At 71.4% G+C, this 22,399-nt stretch carries 14 protein-coding genes; 8 read left to right on the top strand and 6 right to left on the bottom strand.

Going from position 1 to position 22,399, the window contains the following annotated elements; genetic code table 11:
* The first annotated feature begins 53 nt into the window (after nt 1–53).
* Genes Q5530_RS12555 through Q5530_RS12565 form a run of 3 tightly spaced genes read left to right on the top strand, consistent with a single transcriptional unit; the run spans nt 54 to nt 3,365 of the window.
* A complete protein-coding gene (locus tag Q5530_RS12555) occupies nt 54–1,016 on the top strand; it encodes a carbohydrate ABC transporter permease (RefSeq protein ID WP_415362355.1) in 963 nt (320 codons plus the stop codon).
* The gene (locus Q5530_RS12560) at nt 1,013–1,852 is read left to right on the top strand and encodes a carbohydrate ABC transporter permease (RefSeq protein WP_415362356.1); all 840 of its coding nucleotides are present in this window, start codon (nt 1,013–1,015) and stop codon (nt 1,850–1,852) included. Before Q5530_RS12555 ends, Q5530_RS12560 begins: the two co-directional genes overlap by 4 nt.
* 7 nt (nt 1,853–1,859) lie before the next feature.
* Entirely contained in the window at nt 1,860–3,365 is a 1,506-nt protein-coding gene (locus Q5530_RS12565; protein ID WP_415362357.1) for an alpha-N-arabinofuranosidase, read from the top strand.
* A 317-nt stretch (nt 3,366–3,682) separates the two neighbouring features.
* Here Q5530_RS12565 and Q5530_RS12570 read toward each other — a convergent pair whose 3' ends face one another.
* Both Q5530_RS12570 and Q5530_RS12575 read right to left on the bottom strand, forming a co-directional pair.
* A complete protein-coding gene (locus Q5530_RS12570; RefSeq protein WP_415362358.1) occupies nt 3,683–4,069 on the bottom strand; it encodes an RICIN domain-containing protein in 387 nt (128 codons plus the stop codon).
* 29 nt (nt 4,070–4,098) lie between these two features.
* Nucleotides 4,099–6,360 carry a CBM35 domain-containing protein gene (locus Q5530_RS12575; protein ID WP_415362359.1) on the bottom strand — a complete coding sequence of 754 codons (2,262 nt, stop codon included), beginning with the start codon at nt 6,358–6,360 and terminating at the stop codon, nt 4,099–4,101.
* 1,670 nt (nt 6,361–8,030) lie between these two features.
* Here Q5530_RS12575 and Q5530_RS12580 point away from each other — a divergent pair.
* The gene (locus Q5530_RS12580) at nt 8,031–10,289 is read left to right on the top strand and encodes an RICIN domain-containing protein (RefSeq protein ID WP_415362360.1); all 2,259 of its coding nucleotides are present in this window, start codon (nt 8,031–8,033) and stop codon (nt 10,287–10,289) included.
* Between the two features lie 95 nt (nt 10,290–10,384).
* On the opposite strand, the gene Q5530_RS12585 is transcribed toward Q5530_RS12580, so the two are convergent.
* Both Q5530_RS12585 and Q5530_RS12590 read right to left on the bottom strand, forming a co-directional pair.
* On the bottom strand, nt 10,385–11,173 hold the full coding sequence (locus Q5530_RS12585) for a sugar phosphate isomerase/epimerase family protein (protein ID WP_415362361.1): 789 nt from the start codon (nt 11,171–11,173) through the stop codon (nt 10,385–10,387).
* A 102-nt stretch (nt 11,174–11,275) separates the two neighbouring features.
* Entirely contained in the window at nt 11,276–12,289 is a 1,014-nt protein-coding gene (locus Q5530_RS12590; RefSeq protein ID WP_415362362.1) for a hydroxyacid dehydrogenase, read from the bottom strand.
* 234 nt (nt 12,290–12,523) lie between these two features.
* Here Q5530_RS12590 and Q5530_RS12595 point away from each other — a divergent pair, with 234 nt between their 5' ends.
* From Q5530_RS12595 to Q5530_RS12605, 3 genes are read left to right on the top strand one after another with little or no spacing between them, the layout of a single operon-like run.
* Complete coding sequence (locus Q5530_RS12595; protein ID WP_415362363.1) at nt 12,524–13,513, top strand: ABC transporter permease; 990 nt, start codon at nt 12,524–12,526, stop codon at nt 13,511–13,513.
* Nucleotides 13,510–14,397 carry a carbohydrate ABC transporter permease gene (locus Q5530_RS12600; protein ID WP_415362364.1) on the top strand — a complete coding sequence of 296 codons (888 nt, stop codon included), beginning with the start codon at nt 13,510–13,512 and terminating at the stop codon, nt 14,395–14,397. The genes Q5530_RS12595 and Q5530_RS12600 overlap by 4 nt, the downstream gene beginning before the upstream one ends.
* Before the next feature lie 45 nt (nt 14,398–14,442).
* Complete coding sequence (locus Q5530_RS12605) at nt 14,443–16,086, top strand: extracellular solute-binding protein (RefSeq protein ID WP_415362365.1); 1,644 nt, start codon at nt 14,443–14,445, stop codon at nt 16,084–16,086.
* 20 nt (nt 16,087–16,106) lie between these two features.
* Here Q5530_RS12605 and Q5530_RS12610 read toward each other — a convergent pair whose 3' ends face one another.
* Both Q5530_RS12610 and Q5530_RS12615 read right to left on the bottom strand, forming a co-directional pair.
* Nucleotides 16,107–18,020 (bottom strand): DUF2264 domain-containing protein, encoded by a 1,914-nt coding sequence (locus Q5530_RS12610; protein WP_415362366.1) that lies wholly within the window; start codon nt 18,018–18,020, stop codon nt 16,107–16,109.
* Nucleotides 18,017–20,755: a Tat pathway signal sequence domain protein gene (locus tag Q5530_RS12615; RefSeq protein WP_415362367.1), complete on the bottom strand. Its 2,739-nt coding sequence runs from the start codon at nt 20,753–20,755 to the stop codon at nt 18,017–18,019. The genes Q5530_RS12610 and Q5530_RS12615 overlap by 4 nt, the downstream gene beginning before the upstream one ends.
* 266 nt (nt 20,756–21,021) lie before the next feature.
* Here Q5530_RS12615 and Q5530_RS12620 point away from each other — a divergent pair, with 266 nt between their 5' ends.
* Nucleotides 21,022–22,113, top strand: coding sequence for a LacI family DNA-binding transcriptional regulator (locus Q5530_RS12620; protein WP_415362368.1), 1,092 nt, complete (start codon nt 21,022–21,024; stop codon nt 22,111–22,113).
* Nucleotides 22,114–22,399: the final 286 nt, after the last annotated feature.

Consider the following 22,399-nt stretch of genomic DNA (forward strand, 5'->3'; position numbering starts at 1 on the left):
TCGCGGTGTGCTCGACACCGCGGCGGGCGCCGGGCCGAGTCAGGAGGTTCACCGTGACGCGGTCCACGCCGATCACGGCGCCCGAGGCCGACGACCCGCCGCCGGTCGTGCCGGTCGAGTCCCGCGCGCGGCGGCGTTCGCGCCGGGTCACCGCGCACCCGGTGGCCGGGATGTTGTTCGTCCTGCCGTTCTTCCTCGTGGTCGTCGCGTTCCTGGTCGTGCCGCTCGGGTACGCGTTCTGGCTCAGCCTGTCCAGCAAGAGCCTGGCCCTCGGCACGCGGTTCAGCGGCATCGACAACTACGTGCGCGCGTTCACCGACCCGTTGCTGCTGGACGGCCTGCTGCGGGTCGTCCTCTTCGGACTCGTGCAGATCCCGGTCATGCTCGGCATCGCGTTGGCGGGCGCGCTCGTGCTGGACGTGGTGACCACGAGGTTCGCCCTGGCGTTCCGGCTCATCGCGTTCATGCCCTACGCCGTGCCCGCCGTCGTCGGCGCGCTCATGTGGGGCTTCCTGTACAGCCGCACGTTCGGCCCGTTCGCCGACCTGCCGACGCTGGTGGGCGGCGATCCGATCGAGTTCTTCAGCACCTCGTTGCTGCTGGTGTCGCTGGGCAACATCGTGACGTGGGCCTGGACCGGCTACAACATGATCATCATGTACTCGGCGTTGCAGGGCGTGCCGCGGGAGATGCACGAGGCCGCGGTGATCGACGGCGCGACGCCCGTGCAGATCGCGCTGCGGGTCAAGGTGCCCGCGATCAAGCAGGCCATCTCGCTGGCCGCGATCTTCACCGTCATCGGCACCATGCAGTTCTTCACCGAACCGCACATCATGGCCCGGTTCGCGCCGCAGATCTCCGCCGGGTACACGCCGAACCTGTACGCCTACAACCAGGCGTTCGCCTACTCGGACTTCCACTACTCGGCGGCGCTGTCGTTCGCGCTCGGCTTCCTGGTGTTCGTGGTGGCCTACCTGTTCGTGTTCATCAACCGCAGGCGGGTGGCCCGCTCATGAAGGTGAAGACCCGGCTCCCCCACCTGCTGATGGGCGTGGGCATCCTGTACTTCCTCGTCCCGCTGCTGTGGGTGGTCGTCGCGGCCACCAAGAGCCAGCCCGACCTGCTCGACAGCCCGGCGCTGTGGTTCGCCGAGTTCAACCTGGTCGAGAACATCGGGCTGCTGTTCCGCGAGGACGACGGCGTCTACGGCAAGTGGCTGGTCAACACGGCGCTGTACTCGGGGCTGAGCGCGTTGGGCGCGACGGCGCTCGCGGCGGCGGCGGGCTACGGCCTGGCCCGGTTCCGGTTCACGGGCAAGCGGTTGTTCGAGACGGCGCTGCTGGGCATGATCATGGTGCCGGCCACCGCCCTGGTCCTGCCGACCTACCTGATCCTGTCCGAGGTGGAGCTCGTCGACACGATGTGGGCGGTCATCCTGCCGTCGCTGCTCAGCCCGTTCGGCGCGTACCTCATCCGGGTGTACGTGGACGAGAGCGTGCCGGTGGAGCTGATCGACGCCGCCCGCATCGACCGGGCGGGCGAGCTGCGCATCTTCTGGCAGATCGTGGTGCCGATGATGCGGCCCGCCATCGTCACCGTCTTCCTGTTCACCCTGGTCGCCACCTGGAACAACTACTTCCTGCCGCTGGTGATGCTCAGCGACTCCGACCTGTACCCGCTGACCGTCGGCCTGACCACGTGGTTCAACACCGCGCAGCAGGAGGCGGGCACCCGCGTGCTGTTCAACCTCGTGGTGACCGGCTCCCTGCTGGCCATCGTCCCGCTCATCGTCGCCTTCGTCCTGCTGCAGCGCTTCTGGCGCAGCGGTGCGGCCACGGGCGCCCTGAAGTAGGAGCACCGTGCTCAACGCCTCCCTCGTCCTCAACCCCGACTACGTCATCGCGCCCGTGCGACGCCGGCTCTTCGGGTCGTTCGTCGAGCACATGGGCCGCTGCGTCTACACCGGCATCTACGAACCCGGCCACCCGACCGCCGACGAGGACGGGTTCCGGGGCGACGTGCTGGCCCTGACCCGTGAGATGGGCGTCGAGCTGGTCCGCTACCCCGGCGGCAACTTCGTGTCCGGCTACCGCTGGGAGGACGGCGTCGGCCCCGCCTCGCAGCGGCCGGTGCGCCGCGAGCTCGCGTGGCACAGCATCGAGACCAACGAGGTCGGCATCGACGAGTTCGTCCGCTGGGCGCGCAAGGCCGACGTCGAGATCATGTACGCCGTGAACCTCGGCACGCGCGGTGTCGCGGAGGCTCTCGACGTGCACGAGTACGTGAACCACGACGGCGGCACGCACCTGTCCGACCTGCGCCGCGAGAACGGCGCCGAGAAGCCGCACGGCGTGAAGCTGTGGTGCCTGGGCAACGAGCTGGACGGCCCGTGGCAGCTCGGCCACAAGACCGCGCACGAGTACGGCCGGCTGGCCGCCGAGACGGGCCGCGCGCTGCGGCAGGCGGAACCGGACCTGGAACTGGTGGCGTGCGGCAGCTCCAGCTCGTCCATGCCGACGTTCGGCGAGTGGGAGTCCACCGTGCTGGAGCTGGCTTACGACGAGGTGGACCACATCTCGCTGCACGCCTACTACGAGGTCGTCGACGGCGACGTGGACAGCTTCCTGGCCTCCGCCGCGGACATGGACCACTTCATCGACAGCGTGGTGGCCACCGCGGACGCGGTCGGCGCGCGGCTCAAGAGCAGCAAGAAGATCACGCTCTCGTTCGACGAGTGGAACGTCTGGTACATGAAGCGGTTCCAGGCCGAGCCGCGCACGGAGTGGGAGGTCGCACCGCGCGTCATCGAGGACCAGTACGACGTCACCGACGCGGTGGTCGTCGGCAACCTGCTGATCTCGCTGCTGCGCCACAGCGACCGGGTGGCGGTGGCGTGCCAGGCGCAGCTGGTGAACGTGATCGCGCCGATCCGGAGCGAACCGGGAGGCCCGGCGTGGCGGCAGACGACTTTCCACCCGTTCGCGCTGACCTCGCGGCTGGCGCGGGGGAAGGTGCTGCGGGTGGAGACGTCCTCGCCGACGTACTCGACCGAGCGGTTCGGCGACGTGCCGGTGGTCGACTCGGTCGCCACGCACGACGAGGAGACCGGCGACACGGTGGTGTTCGTGGTCAACCGGCACCGGTCGGAGCCGGTCGACCTGGAGGTCGCGCTGGTCGCGTTCGGCGACGTCGAGGTGACCGAGGCGTGGACCGTGCACGACCCCGACGGCTCCGCGACCAACACCGAGGCCGAGCCGGACCGCGTCGTGCCGAAGCCGCAGGACGCCACCATCACCGACGGTGAGCTGCACGTCGTGCTGCCGCCCGTCTCGTGGACCGCCGTACGCCTCACCCGCACCTCCTGACCCGTGCGCGTCCCGGAGCGCCGTTCAGGGCGTTGACCCCGGGGTGGCAGCGCGACAGCCCAGCACCCCCGTCCGGCTCGGCACCACCCTCACCGCGCCCTCCGGCGAACCTGCCGGCCGAACGACGAACCCCGTGGTGGCCGGCGGCCCTCCTCCCGCCGGCCACCACCTCCCGCGGAGGAGCTGTTCCGCCGGGGGAAGACCACCGGACCGGTGGCGGGCACGCCTCGGGGGTGCTCCGGCTCCGGCGTCCCACCTCTTACGCGCTGGTGGCACCGCGAACACCGGTCGGGCGACGGGCGGGCTCTCGGTGGCGATCACCTCCGATCCGCGGAGCGGGGACCCGAGCCCCGTCGGGTCTCGGGTCCCACGCGCCGGCGGGTGAAGCGCTGGTCGGGGTTGCCGTTGCAGGTCCGCTGCGCGATGCGGGAGCCGTCGGCGGTGGAGGCTTCGTCGACCTCGGCGGCCTTGCCGCTGTGCTGGGCGGTGAGGTGCAGGCGGCCGGACCACCGGGTGTGTCGCCAGGAGGTGAGCAGGCCGCGGGTGAGCAGGCCGCCGGGACCAGGGCCCGGATGACGACCAGGGAGGGAGTCCTGCGGGCTGCTGCCCGTAGCCGTGGGTCGTGTTGCGGACGGGAGGACGCCGTTGGCGACGGGGGCGTTCGTCACCGGGTTGCCGCCGGCGGCGGCCGGGCGGCCGGCCACCCGCGTCCCGGCCCCGCGGGCCGGGGAGGTCAGCCGGCTGCCACCACGACGTCGAGGTGGTCGACGTTGGGCAGACCTTCCGCGGTGGTGGGTTCGAGGCGGACGGTGTTGCCGCCGGCGTTCAGGTGGGCGGTGATGTCCTTGGTGATCCAGGTCGTCCACGCACCGGTGGTCTCGAACGTGACCGCGCCGACCACGGAACCGTTGACCACGAGGTTCGCCGGTCGGGCGGTGCCGCTGCTGTGGCCGTTGGCGAACCTCACGCCCAGCGCCGCGGTGCCCGCCTGCGCCGCGTTGACGCTGAACTGGGCGTAGGCGCCCACGGCGGCGTTGCCGTTGCAGAACCCGGTACCGGTGAAGCCCGCCTGGTTCGAGTCGACCGTGCCCTGGCACACCGCCGGTGCCGCCTCCGCCTCGTAGCGCTGCCCCACCTCCGTCCCCCCGTCGGTCCTGACGAGGCCGAGCTGGTCGACGGCGAGGTAACCGTTGCCGGCGGCCGCGCGGATGGTGACCGTGGCGTCGCCGGCTGAGAGCGGGATGTTCGACAGCTCGCGGCGGGTCCAGCCGCTGGAGGCGGGGATGTCGAGCGTGCGGGAGTTGCCGGCGGCGTCGGTGACCGTCATCTGCGCGGCGCCGGGCGAACCGGAGGTCTTGGCGTGCAGGAACACCTTGTAGTTCCCGGCCGGGATGGTGATCCGCTGCCGCGCGCCACCGGCGTAGGGCTGGGCGGCGCCGATCTGCAGCGCGAAGCGGGAGCCGTTCGCACCGGCGACGTTGGTCACGAACGAACTCGGCCCGGACTCACGGAAGTTGGTCCACCCCGTCAACGTGGAGGTCGTGATGCGGTCGGCCTGGAAATCGGGGTTGAGGACGTAGTTGTTGTCCGGACCGACCCGCCACTCACCGGTCGTGATGTTGAACTGCCACTGGCTGACCGAGTGGAACCGGGGCCGGGCGCCGGTCTTGGTGATCGGCAGCCACTGGTTGTAGCCGATGCCGTTCCAGGCGAAGTCGGCCCAGCGGTCACCCGCGTAGATCACCGTGTTCTGCTTGGTGCCCTTGACGGTGACGAAGAACCCCGTCTGGGTGACGTGGCTGTAGTCCATCTCGGTGCCGGGCAGGACGTACTCGCTCGAGTAGGAGCCCTGGACGTCGCCGGAGGTCGATTCCAGGACGTAGTTGACCGAGGTGTTCCAGCCGTGCAGGTCGGAGGCGGCGTGGTAGTACCTGCCGTCGAGCTTGAACATGGCGTTGCCCTCGCGGCCGTCGGGGTTGCGGCCGATTTCCACCCCGGGTTCGATCCGCAGTGAGTCCGACTCGCGGAACTTCCCGACGAAGGCGCGGGAACGTCCTTCGCGGTTGGAGAAGATCAGGTAGTCCCGGCCGTCGTCGTCGGTGAAGACGGTCTGGTCACCGGTGCCGGTCGTCGGCGAGTTGACGACCTGCGTCTGGAAGTAGCCGTAGGTGAAGTTGGCGGTGGGGGTGTTGCCCTGCAGGAACAGCACCCCGTGCCCGCCTCCGACGTACGCCTGGGTGGCGAGCACGTACTTGCCGGTGTTCTCGTTGTAGGAGACCCCGAGCCGCCCGACCCAGCCCGCCTGGCCGAGCGTGGCACCGTTGTTGATCGCGGTCGAGCCCGTCGCGACCCGGTTCTCGAACCTCCAGTTCACCAGGTCCCTGGACGAGTACACCGGGATCGACACGAACGAGACCTCGTTGTCGTACTTGCGCGTCGGGTTGGCGCGGTAGCTCTCCGCACCCCGGTAGTGCACGCCGTACCAGTAGTACGTGTCCCCGAACCTGAAGACCCCGCCGCCCTGCGAGTGGATCGGGTTGCCGCTGGTGTCGTTCCAGAAGGTGTTGTTGGTGATGGTCTGGAATGTGCCCTCGTCCGCGGCCTCCAGGTCGGCGGCGGCGGTGACCAGGGCCGTCTTCGCCGCGGCGGCTTCCGCCACGCTCGCCGAAGGCTTCTTCGCGATGTCGTCGGCCGTGGTCAGCGCCTTGGCGAAGGACTTCCAGGAGTCGGTCGTGTACTTGGCGGGGACCCGTGTCCGGTAGTCGGCGACCGTCTTCTTCAGACCGTGCGGATCGGCCGCGACGTCCTCGACGACCTGGGTCTCCTCGGCGGACTGGGTCTCCTCGGCGACCGGGGCGGCTTCGGCGACCGGGGCCGCCGCGGTGGCGGACTGCGGCGCGGCCGTCGCCGGCTGCGGTGTCAGCACCGTTGCGAACAGCAGTGCGGCTGCGGTCAGCAGGCGCCGTTTCACGGGCGTGCGCGGTGTTCTGGTCATCTTGGCGCCTTTCACGGGGAGAGGTGTGCGGTGGGGTTCTTGGTGGTCCACGCGCCGGTGGTTGTGGAGTACACGGGGATCTCCTCGGGATCCTGTGGTGTGTCGGTGGCCGGGTCACACGTTGGGGGAGCCGTCCACGGCGGCGATCGGCCTGCGGCTGCCCGGGTCACACGCGGTGCTGCCGTGGAACGGGAGCGCGGCAGGGGACGCGGACGGGCTCCCGGAGCACGTCGCCCGGAGGTCGGGCGCACTCGGCGGCCCGCTTCGGTGCCGGTTCAGGCGGAGGCGGCCGGTGCGAGCGACCGGGGCGAGCCTTGTCGACCGCGCGACCGACCAGGGCTGTTCGCTCGTTGGGCGACCCGGCGTGGCCGCTCTTGGACCCTCCGGTCCCACCCGGAGGACCGGCGAGGACGGTGGAGGGGGAGACCGGGACACCGAGGTTGGAGGTGCGTTGGCGTTGCCGCGCCGGAAGACCGGGTTGGCGGACTTCGTCCACGACGACGCCGCGAGCGGGTCGCCGCGGCGGTGCTCCGGTGTCCCGGCTCGTGGTCCGCAGTGCCGCAGCAGCCGGCCGAGCAGGTCGGGAACGTGCGGCCGCAGAGGTACCGGCGGTTGTCGATCCGCTCCAGGTCGGGGCCCACATCGTGTTCCCCGCGGCGGGCGTCGGAACTCATCGGACCACGTCGTGCCGACGGGCGAACTCATGGGTACTCCCGATGACGGAAACGGAGTGGAAGTCGATTGCGCCGGCTCCCCCGGGAGCCCGTTCTCCACGCAGCCGAGCTTCGCCTCCTTGCGAGCAAGACCTGTTCGCGTTCCCTGCCTCCCGGCCGGTCCACCTCGCGCCGGGCCGTCGCCGCCCTGGACGACGATCGAGTGCGATCGAGGCCGAGCGGGACCGGTGACTCCGCATGTAAACGTTTACCAACTACCTACGGTAGAGGTACCGATCCAGCGCGGTCAAAGGGTTGACGGCACCGAGTAAGCGTTTTATGTTTTGACGGCCCAGCCCTGACCGGGCGACCGCCAATGACGACGGGAGGCCGATGCGGCGAACAGCCGGCGGGCGACACGCCGGCGCGCCGGCCCGAGTGCGGTCCGGGCGAGCGGTGAACGATCTGCGGCAGGGGTTGTGAGCGCTAACGCAGATCCGCTCCCGCTGCGGCCGTCCCGCTGACCCCGAAGGTTGCGCCACAGTCGTCTGGGAGCGCTCCCAGATCACCTGCGGGGCCCAGCTGGCACCGAGGTCGGCCTCTTCATGGACCTCGCCCCACAGGAGTGGTCCGCAGCAAGGGCCGACCTGTTGCGCACCATCTTGTTAGCGCTAACACAACGATTGACCGTCCGTGCCCCGGAACCGCGGGGTGCCGTCCCCCGGCACCGCAACCGGTGCGTTCGCGCTGCTCACCACCAGCTCGACGGGCGGGTGATCCGCGACGGCGACGCCGGCCCGGTCCGGTGGAGGCGCACCTCCACCTCCAAGCCGCCCGCAGCGGCTTGGCCGCTGCCACCACCGCCACGGCCGGCCCGATCACCCCGCCGGACGGCCTCACCACGCGGGTGTCGGGCCGTCGACCGGCACCCGGGGCCGGCACGACCGGCACCCGACCACCGAAAGGAGTTCCGTGATCCACTCGAACCCGGTACGCCGGAGATGGCGTGCCGCCCTGATGGCGACCGTGGGAGTCGTCGTGGCGGGCATCGTCACCGCAGCAGCCCCCACCTCCGCCGCTGCGGCGGTCATCGACACCAACGCCTGGTACCAGCTCGTCTCGCGGCACAGCGGCAAGGCCGTCAACGTGTGCGACCAGTCCACCGCCGACCGCGCCTGCCTGCAGCAGTGGGCACCGCTCGACCAGGCCGGCCAGCAGTTCCAGTTCGTCTCCTCCGGCGACGGCTACCACCGGCTCAAGGCCCGCCACTCCGGCAAGGTCGTCGACGTGCTGGACTGGTCCACCGCCGACGGCGCCGAGTTGATCCAGTGGCCCGACACCGGCGCGGCCAACCAGCAGTGGCGGGTGCTCGACACCGACAGCGGGCACGTCAAGCTGGTCAACCGGCACAGCGGCAAGGCGATGGACGTGTGGGAGCAGTCGACCGCCGACGGCGGTCGCGTCTCGCAGTTCACCGACAACGGCGGGGTCAACCAGCAGTGGCGGCTGGTCGAGGTCGACGGCGGGACCACCCCGCCCGCGGAGGGGCGCAGGGTGGAGAGCCTGGACCGCGGCGTGGTGGCCGTGCGCTCCAGCGGCACCCAGGTCCTGGTCAGCTGGCGACTGCTGGGGCTCGACCCGGCCGGCATCGGGTTCAACGTCTACCGGTCCGCCAACGGCGGCGCGGAGGTCAGGATCAACTCCTCCGTGCTGACCGGCGGCACCAACCACGTGGACTCGACGGCCACCCTGTCCCAGTCCAACACCTACCGGGTGCGGCCGGTGGTGGGCGGTGCGGAGCAGGCGCCCAGCGGGGCGTTCACGTTGCGGGCCAACTCCGCGACCGAGCCGGTGGTGCGGGTGCCGTTGCGCGCCGGCGGCGCGGTGAAGTTCCTCTGGGTCGGCGACCTCGACGGCGACGGCGAGTACGACTACGTGCTCGACCGGCAGACCTCGCCGCAGAAGATCGAGGCGTACCGCCGCGACGGCCGGTTCCTCTGGCAGGTCGACATGGGCCCCAACAGCACCGACCAGGACAACATCGAGGGTGGCTCGGCCACCATCGACGTCGGCCACAACGACGGCGTCACCGTCCAGGACCTCGACGGCGACGGCCGTGCCGAGGTCGCGGTGCGCATCGCCAACGGCGTCACGTTCGGCAACGGGGTCAGGTTCACCAACAGCGACAACAACCGGCAGTTCATCGCCGTCCTCGACGGCATGACCGGCGCGCCCCGCGCCACCGCCCCTGTTCCGACGGACTACCTGGCCGACGGCCCGATGTACGCCCGCTTCGGCGTCGGCCACCTCGACGGCGTCAACCCCAGCCTCGTGGCGTTCATGAAGAACCGGATCGGCAGCGGCGACTTCAACCTCGTGTTCACCGCCTGGCGGTTCACCGGCAGCGCGCTGACCATGCAGTGGAAGTTCCTGCGCGGCAACCAGAACCTGCCCGACGGCCACAACACCCGCATCGTCGACGTCGACGGTGACGGCCGCGACGAGATCGCCGAGATCGGGTTCGTGCTCAACGGCAACGGCACCCTGCGCTACTCACTGGGCACCCAGGGCGTCGTGCACGGCGACCGCTTCCACATCACCGACATCGACCCCAACCGCCCCGGCCTGGAGGGCTACGGCGTCCAGCAGAACAACCCCAACGGGCTGCGCGACTACTACTACGACGCCGCCACCGGCAACATCATCTGGCGACACACCGCGTCCGGCACCGCCGACGTCGGCCGCGGCATGGCCGGCGACATCGACCCCCGCCACCCCGGCATGGAGGTCTGGGCCTTCTCCGGCGTCCACAACGCCGCCGGCAACCGGCTCACCCACTCCGACACCTCGTTGCAGCCCTGGCCGCAACTGGGCCTGTACTGGGACGGCGACACCACGATGGAACTGCTCAACGACGGCAAGTTCGAGAAGTGGGACCCGAACAACCCCACCCCCACCAACCGGACACCCCGCCTGCTCACCACCGGCAACTACGGCGCGGTCGACGCCGCCCAGGGCAACTCCCCCGTCCTCCAGGGCGACATCCTCGGCGACTGGCGCGAGGAAGTCCTCTACACCAACGCCGCCTTCAACGAACTGATCATCTTCACCACCGACCGGCCCAGCAGCACCAGGCTCTACACCCTCGCCCACAACCCCGCCTACCGCAACGCCATGACCCTCAAGGGCTACATCCAGTCGAACCACACCGACTACTTCATCGGCGCGGGCATGGCGCAGCCGCCCCGCCCGAGGATCACCTACCAGCCCAGGTAGGCGGATCCGGCACCACCGGGTGAACCGGGGACCGGGCCGGCACGGGCGTCTCCCGCGCCGGCCCGGTCCGATCCCCGCACGCGACGTCCCGGGCGTCACACGCGCGGGCGCCACCTCTCGAACCAGGTCCGGGCGGCGCGCAACGGCGCCGGGAGCGGGGCGATGCCGGGGTACCACGCGCGCTCCCACTCCAGGGAGACCCAGCCCGACCACGATCGGAGCACCTCGGCGCACTCCTCCAGCGGCACGGCGCCCTCGCCGGGCGGCACCGGGGTCGGACTGCCTTCGGCCACGTCCTTGACCTGGAAGTAGCCGAGGTGCTCCCCCAGCACCCGCCTGGTCCGGGCGGGGCGCTCCCCCGCCCGCCACGGGTGCACCGCGTCCCACAGCACGGCGACCAGCTCGGGGTCGGCGAACGGCTCGACCAGGCGCAACGCCGCCTCACCCGTGGGATGGGAGTCGTGGGTCTCGACCAGCAGCCGGACGCCGCTGTCGCGCAGGTCGGGCAGGACGGCCCCGATGCGCTCCAGTGCCCGGCCGACGCCGCCGTCCACACCGCCGGGGAACACCCGGACGGCGGGAGCCCCGAGCCCGGACGCCAGGTCCACCAGTGCCCGCAACTCCGCCACCACCGGCCCGTCGGGGCCGGGCGCGCAGACCTTGGCGTAACCGGCCAGGCACGCGAGCACCACACCGCCGTCCTCGACCTGCGCGCGCACGGTGGTCCACCGCGAGGACGGCAGGCCGAGGCGCACTTCCTCGTCCGGGTGAACCCGGATCTCCAAGCCGTGGCAACCGTGCTCCGCCGCCACCCGCACGCTGTCCCGGACCGGGATGCCGGGCATTCCCAGCGTGCTCACCGCCAACCGCCACGATGCGGTCACGTGCGCCTCACCTCCGCTTGTCCGGGCGGACCGGGCGGAACCACGTCGGAACCTCGCAGGTCTTCGCCCGGTGAATGCCGTTCGGCCGTCAGCGGCGGCGTGTCAAGCGATGTACGGGAGCTGCTCGGGCTCCACCCGCCCGAGCAGCGGTGCGCCCTTGACGAACCGGCCCACCTCGGCGACGGCGAACTCGCCCAGGCGGCGCAGCTCGCGCCCCTGCGCACCGGCCAGGTGAGGGGTGATCAGGACGTTGGGCAGGGCGAAGAGCGGGTGTCCCGGCGGCAGCGGCTCCGGCTCGGTGACGTCGAGGACGGCGGAGACCGCGCCGGTGAGGCAGACCCGGGTCAACGCCTCGGTGTCGATCAGGGAGCCGCGGGCGGTGTTGACGACGACCGCGCCCTCGGGCAGCAGGCCCAGCCTGCGGGCGTCGAGGAGGTGGCGGGTCTCGGGCAGGGCGGGCGCGTGCACGGTGACGAGGTCGCTGCGGCGGCACAGGTCGTCCATGCCCACCCGCTCCGCGCCGAGCAGCACCGCTTCGGCCGGGGACACGTACGGGTCGTGGAGCAGGACCTCGACGTCGAACGACCGCAGCCGGTCCAGCACCAGCCGCCCGATCCGGGAGGCGCCCACGACTCCGACGGTGCAGCCGTGCAGCCCGGTGCCGTCGCCGGAGAGCCAGTCGCGGGGCTCGCCCTCGACGGCGGTCGAGTACCGCTTCGCGCGGTCGAACACCCGTTTCGCGCCCAGGACCAGCACGGCCATGGTGTAGTCGGCCACCGGGACGGCGTTGACCTCGGCGGCGGAGGACACGACGAGGCCGCGCTCGAAGACGACCGGGTCCACCCGGGTCTTCACGGTGCCGGCGGCGTGGACGAGGGCGCGCAGCCTCGGTGCGGCGGCCAGCACGTCGGCGTCGACCCTCGGGGCGCCCCACCCGGTGAGCAGGATGTCCGCCTCCGCCAGGGCGGCGGCGGCACCGGCCCCCTGGAACGAGGTGAACGTCGTCGTCGGGTCGATGTCGACCAGTTGCCGCAACCGGGTGATGAGGTCGGCCGGGAAGATGTCGCGGTGCGCCCACGAGGCGAGGGCGAAGACCGCGACGGGTCGCCGTGGCACGGTGTGGGCCCCTCTCGACGGATCGGCGCAGACCTATGTAAACGGTTACCGACGGGATCACTCTACGGGCCCTGTCCCCCGCCGACAACGATGTCTTCCCGAAATGCACCTGATACGTGCGAGGGACTGGGGCGCGCGGCGGAACGGGAGGGCTGTTGACGAGCCTATGTAAGCGGTTTACTTTGTGAACGCTCTGTATCGGCCTTGCCCGCGAGAGAGGCGTTCGCTGTGAGCATGACGCGGGTCCGAGGCGGTGACGGCGGTACCGAACCTCCGGGCGAGGAGGCACCCGACCGGTCGGAGCACGCCGGCGCTCGCACCGGTCGCCTCCGCCGCACCCGGGCGGACCGGGTGCTGCTGGCCGTCGCGTTACCCGGGTTGGCGTATTTCCTGGTCTTCCACTACGGCGCGCTGTTCGGCAACGTGCTGGCCTTCCAGGACTACGTCCCGTTCCTCGGCCTCGGCGGCAGCGAGTGGGTGGGCCTGGCGCACTTCGAGCGCATGTTCGGCGACCCGGCCTTCTGGAACGCGGTCGGGAACACCCTGTTCATCGCGGTGTTGCAGCTGGTGTTCTTCTTCCCCGCGCCGCTGGCCCTGGCGCTGCTGCTCAACAGCGTCGTGGGCGACACCCTGCGGCGGTTCGTGCAGAGCGTGGTCTACCTGCCGCACTTCCTGTCGTGGGTGATCGTCGTGGCGCTGTTCCAGCAGGTGCTGGGCGGCGCGGGCGTGGTGAACGGCTGGTTGTCGTCGCTGGGCTTCAGCGGTGTCGCGATCATCGGCAACCCCGATGCCTACGGGCCGCTGGTGGTCGCGCAGCTGGTGTGGAAGGAGTGCGGCTGGGCCACGATCATCTTCCTGGCCGCGCTGTCCCAGGTGGACGAGCAGCAGTACGAGGCCGCTGCGCTGGACGGCGCGGGCTGGTGGCGTCGGCTGTGGCACGTCACGCTGCCCGCGATCCGGCCGGTCATCGTGCTGCTGCTGGTGCTGCGGCTGGGAGAGTTCCTGTCCATCGGGTTCGAGCAGTTCTTCCTCCAGCGCCAATCGGTGGGCCCCGAGGCGGGCGAGGTGCTGGAGACGTTCGTCTACTTCACCGGCTTCGCCGGCGGCGACTTCGGCTACGCCGCGGCGATCGGGTTGTTCAAGGGCGTGATCGGCGTGGTGCTCGTCTACACCGCCAACAAGGTGGCACACCGACTCGGCGAACAGGGGGTCTACCACCGATGAGCAGAGCGAACACCCCCGCCTGGATGGGCCGCCCGACCCCCGCCGTGCGCGCCGCCAAGGCCGTGGCGTTGACCGTGGTGGTCGCGCTGGTGGTCTTCCCGCTGTGGACGGTGCTGGCGACGAGCCTGGCCAGTCCGCAGGACGTCATCGACAACGGCGGTTGGGTGGTGTGGCCGGACGAGTTCTCGTTCGACGCGTACACCGACATCCTCCAGGGCGGGATCATCACCCGCGCGCTGCTGGTCAGCTCGGGCGTCACCGTGGTCGGCACGGCGCTGAGCCTGCTGTGCACCATCGGTCTGGCCTACACGCTGAGCAGGCCGAAGGTCTACGGCGGCAAACCCATGCTGCTGCTGGTGCTGTTCACCTTCCTGTTCCCGCCCGGGATGGTGCCGCTGTTCCTGGTCGTGCAGGGCACCGGGCTGTTCGACTCCTACGCCGCGCTGGTCCTGCCCTTCCTGGTCAACGTGTTCAACCTGGTCGTCATGCGCGGCTTCTTCCAGTCGATCCCGCCGGAGCTGATCGACGCCGCGCGCATCGACGGAGCCGGTGAGCTGGGCATCCTGCGCCAGGTCGTGCTGCCGCTGTCCAAGGCGGTCATCGCGGTGATCGGCCTGTTCTACGCGGTCGCGTACTGGAACCGCTTCTTCGAGGCGATCATCTACTTCAACGACCAGACCAAGTGGCCCATCGGCACGGTGCTGCGCCAGTACGTCACCGGCGGCGCCTCCCTCGCCGAGACCTCCGGGGAACTGGCCACCGCCTCGCCCCAGTCCGTGCAGATGGCCGTCGTCATGCTCGCGACGCTGCCCATCGTGTGCGTGTACCCCTTCGTGCAGCGCTACTTCGTCAAGGGTGTCGTCACCGGAGCCGTGAAGGCGTGAACGCCCCCGCTCCTTCCAGCACGATGCCGGGAGAGGAACCTCGACATGGACCACCGCACCGACCGCCGCTCCCTGCTGCGGCTGGCGGGCGTCGGCGCGCTCGGCCTGGCCTTCCCGCCCCTGCTCTCGGCGTGCGGGGCCGGCTCGTCGGGGGACGGCGTCTCCAACGCGGGCAAGGACCTGGCCCCGTGGCCGACCCACGTGCCGTTCTCCGGTCCGACCCCCGACGCCCCCGGGGACGACTCCGGTGTGCAACCGCTGTTCCTGAACTACCCCGACGAGGTCGTGCGGTCGGTGCACAACCCCGTGGGTGACGGCTCGGACGTCACGGTGGTGGTCGTGTCCTACGGCGCACCGCCCAAACCGGTCGAGGACAACCGGTACTGGCAGGCGGTCAACGCCGCGCTGGGGGTCAACCTCAAGGTCACCGTCGTGCCCGACCCCGAGTACGGGCAGAAGATGGCCACCTTGATGGCGTCCGGCGGCGACCTGCCGGACATGATCATGTTCACGAACCTGGCCCTGCCGCACGCGGCCGAGTTCGTCCAGGCCCGCTGCGCGGACCTGTCGGGGTTCGTCGGCGGTGACGCGGTCAAGGAGTTCCCGAACCTGGCCAACATCCCCACCTACGCCTGGAAGGGCATGGGCCGCATCGGCGGCAAGCTCCACGGCATCCCGCTGGAACGGCCGGTGCCCGCCAACAGCCTGTTCGTCAACCGCACGGCAATGGACGCGGCCGGCATCCCGAAGGACTGGACGACCGAGCAGTACCTCGACGCGATGAGGGAGCTGACCGGCGACCGCAGGTGGGGGGTGGGCTGGTTCAAGACGCTGTTCGGCGGGCTGGGCGGCATCACCTACCACGCCGGCTCGCTCGGCGCGCCCAACACCTGGTCGGTCGACGGCGACACGTTCACCTCCACCCTCACCACACCCCAGTTCGAGCAGGCCCTGGAGGTCATGCGCAAACTGGTCGAGGCGGGCGCGCACTACCCCGACAGCCTCACCGTCAGCTCCACCGACATGCAGAGCCACTTCCACAACGGCACCGTCGCCTCGATGAACGACGGGTTCGGCTCGGTGAGCCTGGCCACCCTGAACAAGGTCGACAACCGGTTCGCGCTCGACCTCGGCCGCCCGTACGGGCCGCAGGCCACGCCCTGGCGGGGTCCGGGCGTCTTCGGCCACGTCACGTTCAAGAAGGCCGACCCCGCCCGGATCAGGCTCCTGCTGCGCGTCTGCGACTACTTCAGCGCGCCCTTCGGCACCGCGGAGCACGAGCTGGCCAACTACGGGGTGGAGGGCGAGCACTTCACCAAGGACGCCGGCGGCATCAGGACCACCGACCTGTACGGCCAGGAGAACAACTCCCTGCTGCCGACCAAGTACGTCGGCACCGCGCCCGCCGTGCTCTACCTGCCCGGCTACCCGGAGACCGCCAAGGCCGTCCACGACTGGCAGAAGGCCACCCTGCCCCGCAGCGTGCGCAACCCCGCCACCGGACTCCGCTCCGCCACCGAGGCGGGCAAGGGCGCGCAGCTCTCGCAGATCATCGGCGACGGGATCGCGGCGATCACCTTCGGCCGCAAGCCGCCGTCGGCCTGGAAGGGCGTCGTCGCCCAGTGGCAGCAGGCCGGCGGCGACCAGGTCGCCGAGGAACTGGCCAAGGAGCACGCGGCGAACCAGTGAACCGGGGCGTTTCAGGGGCGCTACCGCCCCTGAAACGCCCATTCGCACGTCGGCACACCGTCCAGTCGAACCGTCGCCATCCGCGCATCCGGCAGTTCCAGGACGACCACGTCGCCCTGGACCCGGGCGCCGACCGCGGGTGGCTCGTCGACCATCACGCCGAGCTGCACGAGGCTGACGTAGATCGCGGCTCCCCCGCCGTGGCCGTCGGCGATCACGTACGGCGTGGCCGAGCAGGGGCCGAAAGCATTGGTTCCCTCGGCCGTCAGCACCCCCGCACCGGTGTAGCCGTGCAGGGCGCGCACGGCGCTGGTCAGCCCGTCCGGACGCCGTGCCAGCGCCACGTCGCCGCCTTCACGCAGATCGAGCGGGACAGGTCCGGCGACAGCGTGGCCGCCGTCCTGCACCCGGTGCCCCGCCGGTGCGTTGACCTGGTGGATCCTGATCTCCGCCGCGCCGTGGACGATCGAGGCCGTGAGCACGTGGACGTCGCCGTCCCGGTAGGCCGAGGCGGCAAACCGGTAGCCCACCGCCAGGGGTTCGATGCGCCGGCGCGCGGAGGCCGTGCCGTCGGGTGCGATGACGGCGAGGTGGTTGTCCACCCCCGACGCCGCTCCACCGAATTCCGGCCCGGTGTGGGTGGTGTAGGCGAACTTGAGGTAGTGCGGGTCCGGCACACCGTCCGGGGGCGGGACGCGGTCGCGGTCGCTGCCGTGGTTGACCAGGCGCACCACGCCGTCCGAGCGGGTGGCGTGCAGCAGCCAGCCGGGTGCGGGCAGGGACACCGCCTGGTCCGCCAGGTCCACCGGCGCCGATTCCTCCTGGTCGGCCCACACCGGGTGGTCGGGCGGAACCAGCAGGCCCAGGAATGCCTTGCTCGCCCAGTACGGCGACGCCGGCCCCGAGTAGTCCTGGACGGTCGGCAGGAACGGCTCGTACCAGCCCAGGGTGAGCAGCCCCCGTTCGTCCGGCACGCCGTGCTCGGCGAAGTGGCGCAGCACGCCGCTGGCGATGCGCCGGGTGCGGCCGGGCGGCAGGGGTGACGCGCCGGTCAACGCGCCCAGCCACAACGGCGCCACGGTGGCGAACCGGTAGGTCAGGGACCGCCCTTGGTGCACCGGTGCGCCGTCGGCGGCGAAGAAGTGCTGGTACTGCTCCAGGAATCGGCTCAGCCGTGACGCGTACAGCTCCTGGCGGGTGGTGTCGCCGGCCATCCTCGCCCACAGCGACGGGTAGAGGTGCAGCGCCCAGCCGCAGTAGTGGTCGAAGTTCTTGCCCCTGCCGTCGGAGTACCAGCCGTCCCCGAGGTACCAGTCCTCGATCCGCTCCAGCCCGCCGGTGATCTCGTCCGGCTCGTGCGGGCCGCCGACCTCGGCCAGGAACTGCGCCACGACCACCCGGAACAGCACCCAGTTGTTCTCCGGCGTGCGCTTGCCGGTGAACCCGGCCAGCCACGCCACCACCCGCTCCCGCTCGGCGGACGACAGCAGGTCGAACAGCCACGGGCGGGTCTCGTGCAGCGCCAGCGCCACCGAGGCGGCCTCCACGAGCTGCTGGGACATGTCGACCAGGGCGGGCCACGCGTACGGGTGCGCCGGGTCGGTGCCGGCGACCAGGCCGCGCGCGTACCGCTCCAGCAGGGCGGGCGGCACGTCGCCGCCCGCGCCCGCGATCCGGAACGCGGCGAGCAGGAACGTCCGGGCGAAGCCCTCCAGCCCGTCGCTGACCTCCCCCGCCCGGCTCGGCCTGCCGGGCAGCCGGTACTGGGCGAAGTCGGCCGTCGCGTACGGCGCCACCGACGCCAGCAGGTGGTCCGCGACCGCCTCCCAGTGCGCCCGGGTCCACCCGGTGCGCGGTGACCGTTGCGGATCTGGCGGCGGCAAGGCCAACGCGGAGGCATCCATGACGTGGTTCGCTTCCTGTGCGAGGGTCACGCGGGGAGGTGATGTCCCACCAGGGCCAGGCACTGGATGGCCGCCAGGCCGTACTGGGAGCTGGCGTTGGTGGAGACGAAGGCCGCCTCGTCGACCGGCTTGAGCACGGCCGGGCCCTCCACCCGCACCGACGTGAACTCCCGGGTCGCCGGATAGCCGGCGTGGCCGGTGTCGAACTCCTGCCACGCACGTGCGGCCAGGGCGGCGTCGTCGAGCTTGGCGGCGGCGTAGGCGGTGAGCCGGGAGTGGGCCTGGCGCAGGTTGAGGCTGCCCCACGCCTGGCCCGTCTCCGCCTGCTGCTCGGCGGCGGTGCCGTTGTAGAGGCGGCAGTACTGGAGCCACGCCCTGGTGAACGCCTCGTCGCCGGTCAGGTCGATGAGTTCGCCGCACACCTCGACCAGGCCGAACACCGATCCCAGGGAACCGACGCTCACTGCGGGCTGAGCGGGCGCGAACTCGCCGTTGTCCAGGTCGTACAGGCCGCTGCCCTGCGCGAACCCGTTGGGCATCGCGGCGATGGTGCGCATGCCGTTGAGCAGCTTCTCGCGGGCGACCGGGTCACCGCCGCGCTCCCACTCGGTCAGCCACGCCATCGCGAGGCCGCTCCAGTCCGTGCCGGTGCTCACGGCCAGCGCGTGCGGGTCCGGCTCGTACGGCTCGGTGCGGATCTTGCGCAGGGGGTCCAGCGCCAAGAACGTCTTGTCCGAGTCGACGAGGTCGCGCATCAGGTCGCCGGTGCGCTCGTCGGCGGTGAGGAAGTAGTGGAAGCGCCGGTAGCCCGCGGTGCTGATCCGCAGCTGCTTGGCGCTGTCGGCCCAGTGCTGCACGCCGTGCCGCGTCCCGAGGTCGCGCCACTCGCCCAGGTGGTAGACGTCGACCTCGCCGGTGTGGCGGGTCATCGCCTCGGCGAAGCGGAACGCCTCGGCCCGGCCGGTCCGCAGGTAGTGGTACCACAGCCACAGGTCGGGGGAGAGCTCGGAGTTGGCCCAGGCGTAGCCGCCGACGTCGTAGCGCCACACGTGCCGGTCGGGGTCGTAGCTGTGCATGACGTCGCCGTAGTCCCAGAACCCGTACCAGGACCGCTGCTCCACCTGCCCCCTGTGGTGGTCGAACAGGAAGTCCAGGCGGTCCTCGACGCGCGCCTTCGCCGGGGTCGAGCGGTCCACCGGCGACCAGTCGCCGAACACCCCGGCCGCGTGCAGGTGCGCCGGCGACGCGACGACCAACGGCGGCGTCCGCACCGCCTCGGCCAGCTCCGCCACCCGCGCGGCGGCCGGCGTCGAGTCCAGCGCCCAGAACACCAGCTCGGTCGTGCGCGCGATCCCGTACGGCGTGCCGAAACCCGGCTCGTAGTCCTCGTAGGTGATCTCCAGGCCCTCCAACTGCTCCGGGTAGGTGTCCTGCCCCATGCCGTCGTGGTAGAAGCGCAGGTCCATCGCCCCGGCCTCGGGCGACCACAACCACACCGTCACCTCGGCGGCGTCCCCGGCCGCGCCGCGGATGTCGAGCTGGGTGGGGTGCAGCTGCCAGAAGTCGCGCATCCCGAAGGCGAACCCGCCGGTGGGCCCGCCGACGTACCCGAGCCCGCCCGCCCGGCCGCCGGCGTCGACCGGGATCCACGCGTGCCCGGCCTCGGTCCGCTTGCGGATCTGGAAGCCGTCGGCGGACAGCTGGCGCAGCGAGTAGTCCCCGAAGGCCGGGACGAGGTGCAGCCGCGAACTGACCCGGGTGTCCCAGGTCGCGGTGGGCGGGGTGGCCTGCCCCGCCACCTGCGCCCGGCGGACCGCCGCGCCGGGGTCGCGGCGCAGGCCCGTGATGCCGCGCACCGCTTCCGACAGCACGCCGTCGCCGGGGCCGGCGAAGCGCACGTGCCGGTCGTGCGGCTCGTCGCGCATCGGCACCTCGAACCGGATGCCCAGGCCGCGGATGAAGTCCTCCTCCTCGTCGCCGTCGAACACGAACGTGTGCACGGCGCGGATGCCGTCGCTGCCGGCGTAGAAGTACAGGCGCACGGTGAACGGCAGCCAGGACCGCCCACCGTGCCGGTGCCTGCCCTCGACCTTCACCACCGCGCGGACCGGGCCCGACTGCTCGACCGTCACCCTCTCCGTGCGGCCGGTGAACCGCTCCGACTTCACCGAGCCGCCCTCGTCGTCCCCCGCCTCGCCCTGCCGCAGGCACACCAACCTGCCCTGCCGGGCGACCTCCCGGCCGCCCCGGACGATGCTGCGCACCAGCCGGTCGCCCCGCTTGGGGATGTGGCACCGGATGGCGCCGGTGCCCACCTCGACCTCGTCACGACCGTCCTCGACGGTCAGGGCCGTCGCGGGCGCCGCGGGCCGCCCTCCCGTGAGCACGTACTGCTCGGCCGCCGGCACCTCTGCCCCGATGGCGTGCGCGGTCCACTTCAACGACCCGTCCGGCCAGTACCCGGTCGCCCACGACTGCACCGGCACCTGCTGCCCCGCGGCGGTCCGCAGTGCGAACGCCTGGTCCACCGGCACCGCGCCCCGGGGCCACGGCACACCCCACGTGCAGCCTGCGGCCAACCGCCCCGGCGCGCCGCCTTCCAACCACCTGAGCTGGACGCCGTCCTCGGGCAGGCCGCTCACCCGGACCGCCCGCGTGCCCGCAGCGGGTTCCGCGCGCGCCCGACCCGCGGGGTGGACGAGCTGTCCGGCCGCGCCGACCGCCGTCGCGCCGAGCAGGAGGTTGCGCCGGGAGATCATCGACATGAGGGCTCCGCGAGAGTGGGCGTTGCGCCGGCGAGACGGCCTCTAGTTCAACCGTTTACACGTCCTCGATCGCAGCACGTCCACTGTTTCGTGTCAACACTCCCCGACCTCATCAGGATGCGGTTACCTTCGCGCGGAGAGGGGACGATCAACCGTGGGAGCACCCGCCCTGCCCGCACCACCTGCGGTGATTTGACAGTGCGACACCCAGCCGGAAACATCGCGTGTAAGCGGTTTACCACGAGGTTTCAGCAGCAGGGGGCGACATGGTCCGGCGCGCGGCGGCCGACAACGGTGGGCCGCGGCCCACCACGATCCGCGACGTGGCCGCGCACGCGGGCGTCTCCGTCGCCACGGTGTCGCGCATCCTCTCCGGCACCTACCCCAGCGCCCCCGCCACCCGCACCAAGGTCATGCGGGCGGTCCGCGAACTCGACTACGTGGCCAACGCCAACGCCCGCGGCCTGGCCGGTGCGAGCAGCCGCAGCGTCGCCATCATCGTCAACTCCGTCATCTCGCCCCACTACGCCCACGTCGCGCAGGGCGTGCAGACCCAGGCCGCGGTCGAGGGCAAGCTGTGCATCGTCGGGACCACCGGCGGCGACCCGGAACGCGAACTCGCCACGGTCCAGCTCATGCGCGAGGAGCACGCCGAGTGCGTGATCCTCGTCGGCAACGTCGTGGCCGACGAGGCGTACCGGGAGCGCATGGCGGACTACGCCCGCGCCCTGGCGCTCGCCGGCTCGCAGCTGGTCCTGTGCGGACGCCCGGCGCTGGGCCCCGACGTGCCCGCCCTCGTCGTGGAGTACGACAACACCGGCGGCGCCCACGCCATCACCAGCCACCTGCTCTCGGCAGGCCACCGGCGCATCCTGTTCCTCGGCCGCCGCGACAACTACACCACCCCCGAGAGCCGCATCGCCGGCTACCGCAAGGCCCTGGCCGACCACCACGTGCCCCACGACCCCGACCTGGAGGTCGAGGGCACCATGGAACGCGGCGAGGGCTACCGGATGATCCGCGAACGGCTGGCCACCGGGCCACGCGACTTCACCGCCGTCTTCGCCGGCAACGACCTCATCGCCGCCGGCGCCCGCCAGGCACTGCGCGAGCACGGGCTGCGCATCCCCGACGACATCTCCCTGGTCGGCTTCGACGACCTGCCCCCCTCCGCCGACATCGACCTCACCACCGTCCACGTGCCGCACGAGGAACTGGGTCGCACCGCCGTGCGCATGGCCCTGCAACGCGCACGCGACAAGTCCCGGACCGCCGAGCACGTCATGCTCGGCACCCACATCGTCATCCGCGACTCGGTCCGCCCCCTCATCCACCCCGCTCCCCCGGCCCACCGGTAGGGCCTTGCCGGGTCGGGTGTCGGGGTGTGCCGGATGTGACCGCCCCGACGGGCGAACCCGGAGGAGACGGCGCCGGCCGGCCCGACGATCGAGGGATTCGCCGCACCCTCGACGAACACCATTCGCGGGCGGTGCCGGAACACCACGCGGCCTGCCGCAACCACCACCGACCCACCGGGCGCTCCAGCTCGCACCACCACGACCCGAACACCCGATCGCAGAGCCGGGCCATACCCCAACACACCACCGACCGGTCCTCTGCGGCCTGATCGACGAGCACGACTCC

The organism is Saccharothrix sp. BKS2 (genome assembly GCF_047689505.1).
In the GTDB taxonomy this organism is placed as follows: domain Bacteria; phylum Actinomycetota; class Actinomycetes; order Mycobacteriales; family Pseudonocardiaceae; genus Actinosynnema; species Actinosynnema lopnurensis.

Coding starts and splice junctions, on each gene's coding strand:
- Q5530_RS12560 (WP_415362356.1), top strand. CDS start 1,013: ATGAAGGTGAAGACCCGGCTCCCCCACCTGCTGATGGGCGTGGGCATC.
- Q5530_RS12575 (WP_415362359.1), bottom strand. CDS start 6,360: ATGACCAGAACACCGCGCACGCCCGTGAAACGGCGCCTGCTGACCGCA.
- Q5530_RS12580 (WP_415362360.1), top strand. CDS start 8,031: ATGGCGACCGTGGGAGTCGTCGTGGCGGGCATCGTCACCGCAGCAGCC.
- Q5530_RS12595 (WP_415362363.1), top strand. CDS start 12,524: ATGACGCGGGTCCGAGGCGGTGACGGCGGTACCGAACCTCCGGGCGAG.
- Q5530_RS12600 (WP_415362364.1), top strand. CDS start 13,510: ATGAGCAGAGCGAACACCCCCGCCTGGATGGGCCGCCCGACCCCCGCC.
- Q5530_RS12605 (WP_415362365.1), top strand. CDS start 14,443: ATGGACCACCGCACCGACCGCCGCTCCCTGCTGCGGCTGGCGGGCGTC.
- Q5530_RS12615 (WP_415362367.1), bottom strand. CDS start 20,755: ATGTCGATGATCTCCCGGCGCAACCTCCTGCTCGGCGCGACGGCGGTC.
- Q5530_RS12620 (WP_415362368.1), top strand. CDS start 21,022: ATGGTCCGGCGCGCGGCGGCCGACAACGGTGGGCCGCGGCCCACCACG.